This window comes from uncultured Microscilla sp. (assembly GCF_947493425.1).
GTDB lineage: Bacteria > Bacteroidota > Bacteroidia > Cytophagales > Microscillaceae > Microscilla.
This window is the reverse complement of sequence record NZ_CANLRP010000195.1, coordinates 1-15,191: the sequence shown is the minus strand read 5'-3', so window position 1 is coordinate 15,191 and position 15,191 is coordinate 1. Positions and strand designations below refer to the sequence as shown.

Annotated in this window: 13 protein-coding genes; 7 read left to right on the top strand and 6 right to left on the bottom strand. The window is 39.3% G+C overall.

Annotated elements, in window-relative coordinates; translation table 11 throughout:
- Positions 1-275: 275 nt before the first annotated feature.
- From Q0954_RS28905 to Q0954_RS28895, 3 genes are all read right to left on the bottom strand, one after another.
- Positions 276-3,269 (bottom strand): DUF2723 domain-containing protein, encoded by a 2,994-nt coding sequence (locus tag Q0954_RS28905; RefSeq protein WP_299463666.1) that lies wholly within the window; start codon positions 3,267-3,269, stop codon positions 276-278.
- A gap of 156 nt (positions 3,270-3,425) precedes the next feature.
- Positions 3,426-4,196 carry a hypothetical protein gene (locus Q0954_RS28900; RefSeq protein WP_299463663.1) on the bottom strand — a complete coding sequence of 257 codons (771 nt, stop codon included), beginning with the start codon at positions 4,194-4,196 and terminating at the stop codon, positions 3,426-3,428.
- Between the two features lie 139 nt (positions 4,197-4,335).
- Entirely contained in the window at positions 4,336-5,049 is a 714-nt protein-coding gene (locus Q0954_RS28895) for a leucine-rich repeat domain-containing protein (protein ID WP_299463660.1), read from the bottom strand.
- 238 nt (positions 5,050-5,287) lie between these two features.
- Here Q0954_RS28895 and Q0954_RS28890 point away from each other — a divergent pair, with 238 nt between their 5' ends.
- The 4 genes from Q0954_RS28890 to Q0954_RS28875 all read left to right on the top strand — a co-directional run bounded on the left by Q0954_RS28890 (position 5,288) and on the right by Q0954_RS28875 (position 9,290).
- Positions 5,288-6,004, top strand: a complete 717-nt coding sequence (locus tag Q0954_RS28890) for a response regulator transcription factor (RefSeq protein ID WP_299463657.1) — start codon at positions 5,288-5,290, stop codon at positions 6,002-6,004.
- 1 nt (position 6,005) lies between these two features.
- Positions 6,006-6,713: a response regulator transcription factor gene (locus Q0954_RS28885; RefSeq protein ID WP_299463654.1), complete on the top strand. Its 708-nt coding sequence runs from the start codon at positions 6,006-6,008 to the stop codon at positions 6,711-6,713.
- 107 nt (positions 6,714-6,820) lie between these two features.
- Entirely contained in the window at positions 6,821-8,461 is a 1,641-nt protein-coding gene (lnt, locus tag Q0954_RS28880; RefSeq protein WP_299463651.1) for an apolipoprotein N-acyltransferase, read from the top strand.
- A 19-nt stretch (positions 8,462-8,480) separates the two neighbouring features.
- Complete coding sequence (locus Q0954_RS28875; protein ID WP_299463648.1) at positions 8,481-9,290, top strand: inositol monophosphatase family protein; 810 nt, start codon at positions 8,481-8,483, stop codon at positions 9,288-9,290.
- A gap of 84 nt (positions 9,291-9,374) precedes the next feature.
- On the opposite strand, the gene Q0954_RS28870 is transcribed toward Q0954_RS28875, so the two are convergent.
- Positions 9,375-10,655, bottom strand: coding sequence for an SLATT domain-containing protein (locus Q0954_RS28870; protein WP_299463645.1), 1,281 nt, complete (start codon positions 10,653-10,655; stop codon positions 9,375-9,377).
- 206 nt (positions 10,656-10,861) lie between these two features.
- A complete protein-coding gene (locus Q0954_RS28865) occupies positions 10,862-12,001 on the bottom strand; it encodes a hypothetical protein (RefSeq protein ID WP_299463642.1) in 1,140 nt (379 codons plus the stop codon).
- Positions 12,002-12,213: 212 nt separating this feature from the next.
- On the opposite strand from Q0954_RS28865, the gene Q0954_RS28860 reads away from it, so the two are divergent.
- The 3 genes from Q0954_RS28860 (at position 12,214) to Q0954_RS28850 (ending at position 14,660) form a co-directional block, all read left to right on the top strand.
- Complete coding sequence (locus tag Q0954_RS28860) at positions 12,214-13,083, top strand: peroxiredoxin family protein (protein WP_299463639.1); 870 nt, start codon at positions 12,214-12,216, stop codon at positions 13,081-13,083.
- Between the two features lie 557 nt (positions 13,084-13,640).
- Positions 13,641-14,336, top strand: coding sequence for a class I SAM-dependent methyltransferase (locus Q0954_RS28855; RefSeq protein ID WP_299463637.1), 696 nt, complete (start codon positions 13,641-13,643; stop codon positions 14,334-14,336).
- A gap of 144 nt (positions 14,337-14,480) precedes the next feature.
- Complete coding sequence (locus tag Q0954_RS28850; RefSeq protein WP_299463634.1) at positions 14,481-14,660, top strand: hypothetical protein; 180 nt, start codon at positions 14,481-14,483, stop codon at positions 14,658-14,660.
- Between the two features lie 57 nt (positions 14,661-14,717).
- Here Q0954_RS28850 and Q0954_RS28845 read toward each other — a convergent pair whose 3' ends face one another.
- Positions 14,718-14,999, bottom strand: a complete 282-nt coding sequence (locus Q0954_RS28845) for a helix-turn-helix transcriptional regulator (RefSeq protein WP_299463631.1) — start codon at positions 14,997-14,999, stop codon at positions 14,718-14,720.
- Positions 15,000-15,191: the final 192 nt, after the last annotated feature.

Below are 15,191 nucleotides of genomic sequence, written 5' to 3'. Positions count from 1 at the left end.
AGCAGGTAAACTAGGCATTTTTGACCCTAAATTTAAAACATTTATAACTCTTTCCTAATCTGTAGAGTTTTCAGATGTTATATACTTATTCTTAGGGAATATTACCTGCTATTACTCGTTAACTATGACTAAACCAAATATATACGCTATTGGTTTGATTGGCTTAAAATACAGATAAATAATTGATGTTGAAAGGTTTGGACATATAAAAACCTTTGCCTTTTAGTTTTATACTGTTTCAAAGCAAGAGGTTAACTTACAAGTTGGTTAAATAGTTATTTTAATTGCTGATAATATTTTATCAGCAAGCGATTGATAGCCTTGGCTTCGGGCAACTGGTGTTGTTCGAAGAGTTGGGTAAGTTGCCCCAGCATGCTATAGTGTGTAACAATGGCTTGTCGATTATGGGGTGAATGGTTGAGCAAGTATGCCAAGTATTCATCAGCACGTTGCACCAACATTTTGCCTATATCAACCCCTGGTTTTTTCTCTCCGGTTTTTAGTAAAACATCTATCAAAGGAATAGTATAGTAGCCAAAAGGGATGGCTTGATCGGGCATTTTGTCCAGACAAAATAAAGCTACTTTTCTGGCTTTTTCTGGCTTTCCTTCCCGGTATAACTGAGCCGCCAAACGAGCAAAAGCCCCTCGACTAAACATGGCCATTCTTCGGTGCATTTCATCATAATAAATGTCAGGATCGTTTAGCCCGGTCCAGTCTGCTTTTTGTAGTAAGTTTCTGTAAGCCAATGCTGTGTTTACATATCCATTGCTTGCTCCTTGTACCTTTACAGGTAATAATCTATACACCAATCCTTCCATTTGTAGGTATTCTTTGAGCCCCAGGTAGCTTTTAGAATCTAAACGGGTAGAAAAATAGATCGGTCGTTTCCATTCATTATGAGCAATTAGGTCTAAAACTGCCAAGCCATCTTTGTACAAATACTTTTGGGGAAGTACCCATTCCATTTGGTGATTTAGCAAGCGTTTTTTATCCTCCGGAACGATGCCTTGTTTAAGTATTACTGCTTTGTTGATGGGCAACACCAGTTTTTGAGTAGGAAACATATTTAGCTGGCGTGTACCACTTTGATAACGCAAGCGGGCATCGTGTTTTTTCAACAATTGAAAATACTGTTTCAGGTTCACTCCTTTTTGCAAAAGTTGTTGGGCAGTTTGTGGGCTAAAAGCGGGGTTTTTGGTAGCCGCAATATAAGGCAAATAGGCATTGGTACCTCTGGCATAGTGTGACTGGTCTAAGCCAAAGGGTAAGGCATCTGATTGGTACACCTTTCGTCGCAATTGTTCGGTATACCAGGCACTTGTCATTAATTGTAAGTTACAAACCCTCACATCTGTTCGTACCCCTTCCACTTCTTGAGCATACCACAAAGGGTAAGTTTCATTGTCGCCGCTCACAAACAAGATAGAGTCAGGAGCACAACTATTGAGCATATTTTTGGCAGAGTTAACCGAAAACACCCTGTTCGATCTATCGTGATCATTCCAACCCTCGATGGCCATAAGCAAAGGCACCCACATACAAAGCATACTAACAAATAATACCGCAAGTGGAGATTGTTTAAATAACCGTTGTACCCAAGTGCCCAACGCCATTGCTCCAAAACCTATCCACACAGCAAAAGCATAAAAAGAGCCCACATAAATATAGTCTCGTTCGCGGGGTTCGGCAGGGGGTGAGTTAAAATAAAATACCAACACCAAGCCCAGCATTGCAAATAAGAGGGCATTGATCATAAATATAACTTTGCTCTTACGATATTGAAAAAAAGCACCAATCAACCCCAGCAGCAAAGGCAACATATAAAACTGGTTGTTGGCTTTGTTGCGGCGGAGCACTTCAGGTAAATTACTTTTTAGTTGATGGGGCATCAATATGCCTGCATCTTGTACATCACTTTCACGTCCAGCAAAATTCCAAAGGAAGTATCGCCAGTACATATGCCCCAGCTGAAAATTCCAGAAAAAAGCCAGGTTATTACGCATGGAAGGTTTTTGCCCTTTACGTTTCTTGAGTATTTGTCGGTACAGTGTAGGGTGGTTGTCGCGTTGGCTATAAATACGGGGAAAGTACATGTATTGATCATAGACATACTTTGGGCGGTAATCTACCCTTGCGTAACGTTTACCCTTGCGGCGATATACCCAACTGTCTATTTTACTATCTATTATGCGTGATGTGTACGTAGGCCCATAAAACAAGGCATTGTTGCCATATTGTTCTCGGTTTACATAACTCACATAACGACTAATTTCGCTTGGCTTGTTCATGTTAACGGGGGTATCATATTGTGCCCGTATTACAATGATCCCGTAAGAACTATAACCAACCAACAACAGCGTAAAAGCCAAAAATAAGGTGTTGAGCTGTACTTTTTGGGTGCGATGGGTATAATAAATACCATAACCAAGACCACTTGCCACGCTAACAATTACTATCCAAACCCCACTATTGAAAGGCAAGCCCAATGCATTGACAGCAAATATTTCCAGCTCCAGTGCCAAGCCTGGCAATCCGCTGATAACACCTGCCAGGATAAACAAAATAACTGCCCCACTGATAGTCAATACTTTGACTATGCCCCAAAAGTTGATTTTTTTAGCATACTTAAAATAAAATATTAGCCCCAAAGCTGGAATCGTAAGCAGGTTGAGTATATGTACCCCTAACGACAAACCTGTAACATAAGCAATGAGCAATAGCCACTGGTTGGCAAAACGGGGATTTTGGACGCTATCCCATTTTAGCATCGCCCAAAATACAAAAGCTGTAAACAATGATGACATGGCGTATACTTCAGCTTCTACTGCCGAAAACCAAAACGAATCGGAAAAGGTGTAAGCCAAAGCGCCTACTATCCCTGCACTTAGTAAGGTAATGGTTTGAACCGTTGAAAGTTGGTGTTTGCCAACCGGCATCAATTTTAATCCTAGCAAAGTAATGCTCCAGAACAACAACAAAATAGTACCTGCACTACATACTACCGATACCATATTTACCCAGTAAGCTATCTGAGTGAGGTCATTGCCTGCCAATAGTGAAAACAACCTGCCAACAAGCAAAAAGAAAGGGGTGCCTGGTGGATGAGGTGCTTGTAGCTTATAAGCCCCGGCTATAAACTCGCCACAGTCCCAAAAACTTGCTGTAGGTTCTACACTAAGGGCATACGTAACAAAAGCAACGATAAATAGCAAGCAACCTAAAAGGCAGTTGAGCAAAGGAAAATTGAGTTGGGTTGGTCTTTTCATGGCATTTAAGTAATTGTGTTTGATACAAAATTACCTTTACCAAAACAGCCAACTCAATTTGGGCTGTTAAAAAATGTTAGCGGGTATGTTAAAGATTGTTAAGGAACCTATCACCTTCAAAATGTATGAGTAGTACAGACTGTTGTGAGCGGTTTGTTAGCCAAATGTGATCACTATGTTTGGAAACTCCTTTTGTAATTTACGGGCATCATCATTATCCATATCCCAGAAATGATCCCAGTAATCAGTTCCTCTGTTATCACATAGTTCCAAGTGTTTGAGGCGAGGCATTTGACGAATAACTTCTGGCAAACCTTCAAAATAGTTATCACTTAAATCAAGTGTTTTGAGTTGATCAAGCAAAACAATACTTTGAGGCAAGGTCTTGAGCTTGTTATTGTACAAACTCAACGACTCAAGTTGAGGCAAGTCCTTAAGTTGAGTAAAAACCAAGTCGAGGTTTAGATGAGGATTAGCGCCCAACCCCAAGTGTTTGATTGTATGGAGGTTAAACAGTGCTTTGGGTACTTCTGTCAAATGCCAGGAATATAAATCTACTGCCTCTAAGCTAGGCATTTGGGCAAGCAACTCAAAGGTTTGTGGGTGGTTGAGTTGAGCGTTACCAGCAAGCCCCAAGTGTTGGAGGCTTTTGAGTTGCAGAAGTGACAAAGGAAGCCGCTTAAGCCTTAAGTAGTTCAGGTTAATTTTTTTGCGTGATTGTAATAAATCAGTAAAACTATATTCGAGACACTTTACCACCTTATATCGGTTATTGGTGAGCATAGGGTAGAGTTTGACCGGAATAGTGCCAGCACCTTTTACGATCTGAAACCCCAACTCTATATTTTCGGGGTTGTCGCTCATGAGCAATTGGCTTACTTTTTTTATATAGTCAGGATTGTCTTGTAAGTAATTAGGTGTATTCATTATAATGTTAGAGTCGAGCTTCCAAAGTATGCCTTACGGTTTACCTCAAAGAAGTTTTCAGCCTACTTTTATTTAATAAGCCAAATTAATTTTTTTATCCAAAATAATAAAATTGACTTACATTCTTTCTGCTATAAGCCTAGCGAATAATTTGTGTATAGGGCAATTTTACTTTTAATTGTTGCCATTCCCGGTCTGACAGTTTGAGCCCACTCAACGATAATATCTCTAACCAAGGCATTTGAGTAAGTATCGTTACTATATTTTGCAAAGGATTAGTACCAATGTCCAGCTTGCGTAAAGTACGCATTTGGCACATTTGCTCAGGCAATGCCTGTAGTTGATTTGCGCCCAGGTTCAACGATTCAAGCTTGGGTAAGTGAAACAATGCTTCTGGAAACACCTTAAGTTGATTGCTGTATATGTTCAGTTTTTCAAGTTTTTTAAGTGCTTTTATTTCTTTTGGCAAGCCAGTAAGGTGATTGGCTACTAGTTGCAAATCAGTCAATTGTTGCAGATATTGTATTTCAGGTGGCAAACAAACAAGTTGATTGTTGATGAGTTCTAGTATAACCAACGCTTGTAAATCACCAATGGCTTTAGGTAGCTCCTGAAGGTGGGTGTCATGTATTTGAAGTATTTGTAAGTGAGCCAATACAGAGGTAAGCCCATATTCCAGACATAAAATTTTGCCCCAAATGTCATTAGAAATACGTTTAGCCAATGAGTTGGGCACCCCACCCCCTTGCATCAATTGGTAAGCAAGCCTTATGCTGGCATCGTCATGGCTATCAAGCAATTGGATAAGTTTGTTGGCAAACTCCGGATTGGTTTTTAAATATTGAGTGTTCATTTGAGTAGTAAGTTGGATTTAATTTAACAAAAGTTAGCCAACTTATGGTGTTTTTTCAAGCAGATAATATCCTGAAATTTAAATAGTTTTTTTGTTAAAATGGGAATTACTCTGCTTTAAAGATATTTTTGGTAAATTTTGTGAGTTTTTAAGTTTACTGTTAAAATTGTAAATTATAGAGAAGGGTTGTATAACGGAAGTAAAACACAAACTGTATCAATCAAGTTAATAAAAGAGTATGAGGCGTATTGTCAGTGAGAAAGAAATACTAGAGGCATTAGAGCGCCAGGCTTTTCTAATTGAGCAGAAGTTGAACTTGGATAGTATGAGTATTGGAGAGTTAAATGCTAGTTTGCCTGAAAATGCAATGGTGAATTTGAATAGTATGAATGATTTGTTGCCTAAATATATCAAGCCATCGTTTTTAGAAAAACTAGACTTAACGCTAGATGAAGTACTAAAAGACCCAGTAGGGCATATAAAAAAAGACGTTTATCCAGGCGACTTTGAGCGTGCAGCATTATTAGTGAAGACCCACTTGTTTGGTAAGAAACCTATATCACAGTCTGTTAGTTTCATTCAAAGGATTAAACACCCATTGACACAGTCATATGAAGGCATATTCACATTGACGAAACCAATCCAAAAAAAACAAAACTTAATGGGTATTAATATCTCATTAAATGCAATCGAAGGGATGACTAATAAACTAATGAGGCTTTTGGAAGAGTCGCTATATATGCGCAATAACTACCACAAATTTGCCAGTCTCACCCCCCGCGAAAAAGAAATTATTACTTTACTGGCTTTAGGCTATCAAAATGGTGAAATAGGGGAGCAGTTATTTATCTCTAAAGCTACTGTAGAGCAACATCGTAAAAACCTTAAGCGAAAGCTGGAAATTAGGCGATTTGTCGATTTAATCCGTTTTGCTCAAGCATTTGATTTGATTTAGCATGAAAAAGGTTTTTACTGAAAAAGAAATATTGGAAGCACTTGAGCGCCAAACATTTTTGATAGAACAACGAATTACTAAAAATGGCTATTCTTTTGAAGAAGCTTGTGAGTTGATTGAGGGAGCTGTTTTACACCTAAATGATATACATACTTTTGCTCCTAAATTTTTGAGTAAACAACACCTTGAACGTTTTGAGCTAACCCTGACTGATATACAGAATGCGTCAGCAGATGAATATAGGCGTTATGTAAATATAGATGATTATAATAGGTCTGTAATGCTTACTAAGGATGTATTGCTCAAGCATAAACGCAAGGCAATAGGGTTTGTGCAAAGGACTGTGATTGATCCCGCAAAAGGTTTTGAGCCTTTGTATACCTCTTCACGCATTTATAAGTCAAAACAATGCTTGGCTGGCATTACTATCCCTTTGGCAAAAGTAGGCAAGATGACCAATAAAATGGTGCGGGCATTGGAAGAAACCAACTACACGAAAATGAATTACCACAAGTTTGCCAGCCTTACCCCACGCGAGCTAGAAATAGTACCCTTGTTGGCTTTAGGTTATCAAAACAGTGAAATAGGCGAACAATTGTTTATATCTAAAGCTACTGTAGAGCAACATCGTAAAAACCTGAAGCGTAAGCTGGAAATTCGGCGCTTTGTAGATTTGATTCGTTTTGCCCAAGCATTTGACCTGATCTAACTTTACCCCGCTTTTTTACCCAAACCTATCGAAAACGTGTACATTTGCAGATGGGTACCTGTATGGCAATAAATGCCCTACTTAAGTTACTTTAATGCAAACAACACATGCGCGAAACTCCAAAAATTTCATTTAAATATTGTATTAGTTTAGGACTGGCAAGCATCCTAAGCCTATGGTTAGGATGGCAACTACACCCATTGTTTTTATTTGCGGGGCTTGCCCCGGTTTTAATGATTGAGGCACACATTGGCAACCAAAAAAGGGGCAACCTGGTGTTTTGGTTGCATTGCCTGGGCATTATGCTGGGGTGGAACATTGCCGTTACCTGGTGGTTGGCAAAGGCAAGCATTGTGGGGGCAATAGTTGCCATTGTTTTAAATGCCCTACTCATGACACTACCTCTGTTGGCTTATCGTATTACCCGAAAAATACTGGGCAATAACTATGGCTATTTGACCTTGATACTTTATTGGTTGAGTTTTGAGTACTTACACCTGCATTGGCAACTTTCCTGGTCTTGGCTTACCTTGGGCAATGCATTTGCTACTGCCCCTTACCTCATTCAATGGTATGAATATACAGGTGCTTTGGGTGGCTCTTTGTGGGTGCTTGGGGCAAACATTTTGGTATACTTGCTTGTTTCCAGTCAGCTCAGGCACAACCGTATTACTTATGCCATATACTTTGCCTTGTTGATTGGCTTGCCTGCCATTGCATCAATTGCGCTCAAAGCTGGTTATTCTTCACAAAAAAGTATCACAACTGAAGTAGTCATTGTACAACCCAATGTAGATCCTTATACCCAAAAATTTGTCGAAAGCCCCAACTTTACCCCTTACCCCCAACAAATGCAGCGTTTTTTGGCGCAAGCCAAACCTTACTTAAGTGTCAATACCCGCTTGTTATTATTGCCCGAAACTGCTTTTGATGAACAATACAATGAAGCCTCGCTTAGCCAATATCCCGTATTTAGGCAAGCCCAAGCTTTTCTGAAAAAATACCCTTATCTGGCAATGATCACGGGTGCCACCACGTCGCAGTTTTATGGCAGGGTAAAGCCTACCACAAGTGCTCGTTTACACCCCAAAAAAGGGAGGTACTATGAGGTGTTCAACACGGCTGTTTTCCTGCAAGAGTCACCCCCTGCCAAATTTTACCACAAATCTAAGTTAGTGCCTGGAGTAGAAACTTTACCTTACCCTCAAGTATTAGGTGTATTGGGCGATTGGTTGATAGACTTTGGTGGTACCAGTGGCTCGTATGGTACCCAACCAACCCGTGAAGTGTTTACTTTGCCTGCTAAAGGCAAAGATGAAAAAAAAATAAAAATAGCTCCTTTGATTTGCTTTGAATCTATTCATGGAGACTTTACCCGTCGTTACATTCACAACGGAGCCACTGCATTGGCAGTAATCACCAACGATGGCTGGTGGGGAGATACTGATGGGCATCACCGACATTTTGCCTACACCCGTTTGCGTGCCATAGAGACTCGCCGCGATGTGGTGTTTTGTGCCAATACTGGTACCTCAGGAGTAATCAATCAATTGGGAGAGGCAATAGCTCAAACCGATTATGGTAAAAAAGCAGTGCTTAAGCAAGGTATAAAGTCTCATGCCAAAATAACTATGTATGCCCGTCATGGCGATTACTTAGGGCGTTTGTCAGCATTTATGGCAATAGGTTTAATACTCACCATGTTGGTAAAGAAAATTACTAAAGGAACTACCGGAAGCTTCACTTAAAAAAATAAACATTTAAAACATGAGTAGTACAATAGACTTACAACCATTGGTTGAGCAAGTGATTCAAATCACCAAAGATGTAGGATATTTTATAAGAACCGAACTGAGAAACTTTGACCGCTCAATGATTGAGTACAAAGGTAAAAACGACTTGGTGTCTTATGTAGACAAACGATCAGAAGAAATGCTTATCAAAGCATTGACCAAGGTACTACCCGAAGCTGGGTTTGTATCTGAAGAGGACTCAGCCAACCACCAATTGTCGAGTAAAGAGTACCACTGGGTAGTAGACCCGCTGGATGGTACCACTAACTTTTTGCACGGATTGCCAATTTTTGCTATCAGTATAGCATTGATGCAAAACACCGAAGTGATAGCAGGGGTAGTATATGAAATAAACCGAAATGAGTGTTTTTATGCCTGGAAAGATGGAGGAGCCTATATGGACAATGCCAAAATCAGGGTATCAAGCACCCAAGACTTAAGCGATAGCTTACTTGCTACAGGTTTTCCTTATTATAACTTTGACCAAATGCGTAACTACCTGGAGATACTCAATGGGTTTATGCAAAATACCCACGGCTTGCGTCGTATGGGGTCAGCAGCGGTAGACTTGGCTTATGTAGCTTGTGGGCGTTTTGAAGGTTTTTTTGAATACAATCTGAAGCCTTGGGATGTAGCTGCTGGTGCTTGTCTCGTACAAGAAGCAGGTGGAACCGTGACCAATTTTAGTGGAGGGGATGATAGTGTGTTCAAGGGAGAAATTGTAGCCAGTGGGGCGGGACATTCACAAATGCTGGAGATTATACAGCAACATTGGCAAAAATAAAACTTTGCCTTGTCTCAATAAATAAAACCCTTGATTTGATAAGCCAAATCAGGGGTTTTATTTTGTTACAAAAATAAGCGGGGGTTATGACCTGAGAAGTGAAGAGTTGCCAGTGCCATCATCTTGACTTCTTACCTGAATAATATAGTTGTTTGTACCATCTTTTATTCGGTTATAGGCAAGCTTTATCTGGTTTACATCATCTAGTGTGATATAATTACCAGCTAGTTGCATATACTCAATATTGTCAAGCAACTGTTGGTACTTATTGGAAGTATCAGTATACTTAACCCATAAGGGTTTAGAGTCTGTAAAGTTTTGTAAAACTCCTATTACCGAAATAAACGCACTAATAATCAAAGCTATGGTATTGATATACCAATCAAAATTATGTTTACGCATAAAGTCTGTAATATTCAAACCCAACAATACGGTTACAGAAGCCGCCAATAAAGAAGACAATACACTGAATATCAACGTCCATTTACCCGATTTTTGCTCTTTTTTGTTATAAAAAGCCAAGTCTTTTTTAATCTTATTTACCAGGTATTGAAGCTTTTGTTCTACCTCCTCCTTTTCTTCAGGACCTACTTTGGTTCTATGCCGTTTGGTAAACAGTGCCTCATCTAGCTTCTCCATAGACGTGGCTTGTAGTTTAGGCATTTGGTTTACTTTATTGGCAGCAGCCAATACTGCATTCATGTCTAGTTTAGACTGATACGCCTCCCGCTCGGCTGTTTTGTGGGTATCAGGTGGTGGCGTAGCAATATTGGGGATGGGCTGCGGGTTGGGTACAGGAGTAGCAGTAGGTGTAGGTATCGACGTATTAGGAGGGGGAGGAGAAGATAGGTTCAGGTTGGGAACATTGGGTTGAGGTGTAGAACCCGTAGGTGTACCCGATTGTTCTGTCAGAGGGGTTTGTGGCAAGTTAGGCTGAGACGCAGAACCCGCAGTACCCGATTGTTCAATAAGAGGGTCTTCTGATGGTTTAGGCAAATTGGGCTGAGATGTAGAACCACTAGGTTGTCCTGTTGTGTTGAGCGGGTCAGAAGTATTGGTAATAGGGGTGGTGGTGCCAGAAGTAGGATGCTTTTCTACCATATCAAACGGGTCGCCACCAGTATTGACAGTAGGGGTAGAGGGGGGTGTTCCAGAAGTAGGATGTTTTTCTACCATGTCAAACGGATCACTACCTGTTGTGGAAGAAGTTTCTTGTTTGTTTTCTGTGTTGTCTTCCTCTTTATTTTCTTCTTTTTCTGGGGGTGGAGTGTTGCCGGTAGGAGTGTCTCCTTTGAGCATATCAAACGGATCGTGGGTAGGTTTTTTGTCTCCTGAATCGGGGTTTGTAGGGTTATCTTCAACCATATCAATAGTTCATTTTTTAGTTATAACCATCTCATTTACAAATATATTCCTTTTATTGATTTGTGCAACTGAAGGTGAGCTTATTTGTCTGAAAGTAAACGCTCTGAAGAATGGTTTTGAATATAAAGTAAAAGAAAGTAAACCAAACCCGCCAAATGACCCAAAAAGGACAGTGTTTTTGCTTGAGTCACTGCCCTCTGGAATATTTATTTTTTCCTAAAAACCAAAATACTTGATTTATCTGTCCACCAATGATAACCAAAAGTAAAGTCAATGGGCTTAACGGTTTTATCTGTCTTAAATAGCCTGTTTAAATCAGTCTGAAATCCATAGTTAAAGTCACGTACCGGGCGGGCATACTTACCGTATAGTTTTACGCTCCAATTGTTTTTAAAATAACGGTAGGGTACTCCAGTATCATCTTGTACCGAAGCCGATGTCTGATTAAGGATAATATTACGAATAATACTAAAGTTGTGTCCATGCAGTAAGTAAGAAGCTGACTTGGTAAAAGTCATCTTGTTTTTAAAGTTAGTAATAAAATTAACCAAGTTTTTTTTGGTATACATGGCGGTATTTACAAAGTTGGTCCCAAAGTAATACATACGTTGAGGCAAATCACGGTTCTTATTTTTAAACTCAATCGTTACCCCTTTTATCCCTGGATACCACTTATTGTCGTTAAAAGCCACAAATTTAGGTTTGCCGTTTTTTTGTACATACACCTTCTGAATACTCAATATCTTATTGTCGGTGCGCGCCATAAATACTGCGACCAAAGGCAACACTCCTTTTACATTACTATTAAGGTTGTTGATCATGTCGCGGGTAATGAAGTAATTGCGCTTCATCAAAATAGACAGTGATTTGCGTAAGCGAAACAAATAATTGCCCCTTAGCTGCGCCATGGTGGGCAACGTGCCCATTTTCTCTAGTCCAAACAACAAATAGTTGTCGCAGGTAGGAAAAAGCAGGTAAGCATTTAGAAAATCGGGGCCAGCAAAAGGGTAGAACAAATTGGTTTGTTTTTTATGCAAGTTAGTAATTTCACTGTCCCGCCATTTGCGCAAGCGTGACAGTTTTTTACTCTCTAATTTTTGCCAGGCAATAGCAAACTCCTTATAATGATTTTGAACCGAGGCAACTTTGGCCAGCTGCTTTATATTTTCGGGAGCAGCTTCGGGCAGCGGTAGTGCTGCCATCACACGGGCTATGTAGTCAGCATCCAGCATAGACGGAGTAGTCAGTGGAGCACCTGCAAACGGCTGAGCTTTATCAGCAGAAGGTTGAGCAGTAAGCAAGGCATAAGTGCCCAGAAATAACAAAGTAAAAACTAGTTTCTTCATATTAAGCATTTTCAAAGTCTTGGAGTTTGTTTAGCGAACACCTTTGGGTTTTAAAGCATGTCTTTTTGGTTGACTTTAAACAAACTCATTATTGTATGACAGAACTTTTTGTAAGTATAAAACAGTTGTAAACTTAAAAATTTAAATGCAGGCTTCACAATAAACTGAGCACGCTTTGTAAGTTGTGAAACATAAAACACGTTCATAAAGTCATGATAAATGTAGCCAAATCGATATTTATTACTGCTTTTCCTGTGTATGGAATGATCATAGGCATTTATGCTGTTTGTCAGCTTTTGTCAGGTTTTAGTTTACCTTGGTTGGGGGTAGCCCTGGGCGGATGGGCTATTGCTCTTATGTTTGCAGGGTTGTTCATTTTTCGTCCTTTTGCCCGTACCAAAGCTACTATGCCCAAATACACCACCTTGATATTGGCAAGTACTGGGTGGGCTATAGTAACGGCTTATGCTACCCAAACTCCCCCGGTTTATGCAGCCATAGTATTTGCTGTAAGCAACACTTTAGGTTGGCTCATTTATATTTATTGGTATTCACGTTTTAACTTGCGCAGTAAAGAGTTGCTGGCGGTGGGCAAACCACTGCCTAGTTTTGTGTTAGAAAACGAAGCAGGCGAGCAAGTACAAAGCAAAAGTTTTGACGGACACCCCACCTTATGGATGTTTTATAGAGGCAATTGGTGTCCGTTGTGTATGGCGCAAATCAAAGAAGTAGCCCAGCAGTACAAAGAACTCAGCCAAAGAGGGGTAAAGGTAGCCTTGGTAAGTCCCCAACCCCACGGGTACTCGCGCCAATTGGCAGAAAAAATGAAAGTCCCTTTTTACTTTTTGGTAGATGTAAAAAACCGGGCAGCCCGCCAATTAGAAATTATCTCAGAAAATGGCATTCCTAAAGGCTTTGAAATATTGGGTTACGACTCCGACACAGTTTTACCCACGGTGATTATAACCAATGCTGAAGGCAAGATCATTTTTGCCGACCTGACCAACAACTATCGGGTGCGCCCCGAACCTGCTACTTTTCTGAAGGTATTGGATGAAGAGGGGGGGGAATGTCGTTCCTAGTGCATTGGGTACTAAGTAGTTTATACACTATTTCGAATTTATTTTGGTGGCACACTTCAAAAAGTGCGCAGAGTTAGTTTACAATTCCGATGCATACCGGAGCTATATGAGTTTTTTTAGGTAAAGCCAGCAGGCAAAAGCTCTCCGAGAACAAGCTCAGAGCTGTGAGTCGAACTTGATTCGGAGAGGCCGAAAGTAGTGTAAGGGATTTAGTACCCAATGCATTAGCGGTGTGAAACCTGATTTTTTTCCCTCTTAATAAGCATTTCCTCTGTCCTCTTCATAAATCCCAAATACGCTCAATATTTTTTTGTGTTTTAATAGGTATAACTACGTGATTTTAATTCAACATGTGTTTTCATACTGATTATTTTAGTAAATTAAAGCAGTTTACTTGCTGATGTAATAAAATAACCAGTTGATGTGTTTTTCATTACATAAAATATGTCCTGTTTAAAAACAGATATTTGAAACCTTTAAGGGTTCTGTAAAATATTTTATGAGGCAGGGTTTAAATGATTTTACTGATTGCACTTTCATACAAATAACTTCAAAAAATGACTGAATCAATTATTAAAATTACTCCCTTACAAGGTACAAGCCAAGGAAGTGAAACCTTTAAAGTAGATTTTGCCAATGGCGCAGAAAAAGTCTTTAAAACCTGGGATTATGCCAGTATTTATTCATACCCAAAATTGTATAGCAGGTTATATTGCGATTTACTTGGTTATAAAGCATATGAAGAACTATCTCGTTTGTTGCTAAAGTATGCTGCGAAAACTCATAAAGAACTTCATGTACTTGACCTTGCCTGTGGTTCAGGCTTAATGGGTAAAGCATTAAAAGAAAACAGCAATGTAGATATTAAGTCTTTGGTAGGAGTCGATATCTTGCCAGAAGCCATCGATGCACTTAATCGTGATTACCCTGAAATTTATGATGATACTTTTGTTGTGAAAAATGCAATAAAAAACAAAAATCTTACAAAGTATGATTTTAATTGTATTACAATTAGTGGAGGAGCAAATCATATAGAGCTTGAAGACCTTAAAAGCTATGTAAACCTTTTAAATGAAAACGCTTACATAGTCTTTAACCTGTTGACAGATAAAGACGACTACAGGAGAAGTAGCATATTGGGCTGGCTCGAACAGGAAATGTCTCTTTGTGAAAGTAAAATATATAATCACAGAAGGTTGATGAGTGGTGATATAGTCAAGCATGAAGCTTTTTTGTATTGCAAGAGGTCCTGATTGTTACTGCAGTTAGTCAAAAAGTGTTTTGAAAGCAGGACACGATGGTTAACCTATGGGCATCATTAAATTTTAATTACTTCACTACCCATAAATATTTGCTGTTGGTTTTTCTTGCAAAAGGTCTAAAATATCCAGGTCTGAATGAAGGGTTCACTGTATGGGAATGAAACCTTTTTTGTTAAAACCCTTCATTTGTTTTCTGACCCGTTTCACCGGTTTTTGCCCCAAGTCAAAGGAACCGACCTGACCAACAACTATCGGGTGCGCCCCGAACCTGCTACTTTTTTGAAAGTGTTGGATGAGGAAGGGGCTGTCGAGTAATGGTGGCAAACGATGGACGATTAGGTGATCCTTGAAATATAAAAATATCATTAAAATCTACTCGTTACCATCTCGCAAGGATTCTAGTCTTTGGATTACCTCATCCAGGTTTTCTTTGGAAATGGTAGCCGAGTCAAGCATAAAAAAGTCTTTCACTGACATTTCAAAGTAAGCAAGTATTTTTAAAAAATTACTCAAAGAAATTTCTGTTTTGAGGGTTTCATAGTGCGAGTATTGCCCGGTAGTTACTCCTATAGCTTTTGCCAAGGCCTCTTGTTTAATTTTTCTTTCTTTTCGTATGTGCTTGATCTTTTCTATAATCTGTTCTACTGTATTCATGTAAATATTTAAAATAATTTAATTATAAGATTAGTGTTAATTATATTCTAATTAAAATATTGTTTTAATTGTGTTTTCACACAATAACTATTATGCTTTTACTATAATAAAAAACCCTTAAGTTGTAATTATTTCAATGTATTTAAGTCGTTTATTTTCAGTACTTTATTGCTATCTGATTTTGCAAAAGGT

Coding starts and splice junctions, on each gene's coding strand:
- Q0954_RS28855 (WP_299463637.1), top strand. CDS start 13,641: ATGACTGAATCAATTATTAAAATTACTCCCTTACAAGGTACAAGCCAA.
- Q0954_RS28860 (WP_299463639.1), top strand. CDS start 12,214: ATGATAAATGTAGCCAAATCGATATTTATTACTGCTTTTCCTGTGTAT.
- Q0954_RS28905 (WP_299463666.1), bottom strand. CDS start 3,269: ATGAAAAGACCAACCCAACTCAATTTTCCTTTGCTCAACTGCCTTTTA.
- Q0954_RS28895 (WP_299463660.1), bottom strand. CDS start 5,049: ATGAACACTCAATATTTAAAAACCAATCCGGAGTTTGCCAACAAACTT.
- Q0954_RS28850 (WP_299463634.1), top strand. CDS start 14,481: ATGAAGGGTTCACTGTATGGGAATGAAACCTTTTTTGTTAAAACCCTT.
- Q0954_RS28890 (WP_299463657.1), top strand. CDS start 5,288: ATGAGGCGTATTGTCAGTGAGAAAGAAATACTAGAGGCATTAGAGCGC.
- Q0954_RS28875 (WP_299463648.1), top strand. CDS start 8,481: ATGAGTAGTACAATAGACTTACAACCATTGGTTGAGCAAGTGATTCAA.
- Q0954_RS28845 (WP_299463631.1), bottom strand. CDS start 14,999: ATGAATACAGTAGAACAGATTATAGAAAAGATCAAGCACATACGAAAA.
- Q0954_RS28870 (WP_299463645.1), bottom strand. CDS start 10,655: ATGGTTGAAGATAACCCTACAAACCCCGATTCAGGAGACAAAAAACCT.
- Q0954_RS28885 (WP_299463654.1), top strand. CDS start 6,006: ATGAAAAAGGTTTTTACTGAAAAAGAAATATTGGAAGCACTTGAGCGC.
- Q0954_RS28900 (WP_299463663.1), bottom strand. CDS start 4,196: ATGAATACACCTAATTACTTACAAGACAATCCTGACTATATAAAAAAA.
- Q0954_RS28865 (WP_299463642.1), bottom strand. CDS start 12,001: ATGAAGAAACTAGTTTTTACTTTGTTATTTCTGGGCACTTATGCCTTG.
- lnt (WP_299463651.1), top strand. CDS start 6,821: ATGCGCGAAACTCCAAAAATTTCATTTAAATATTGTATTAGTTTAGGA.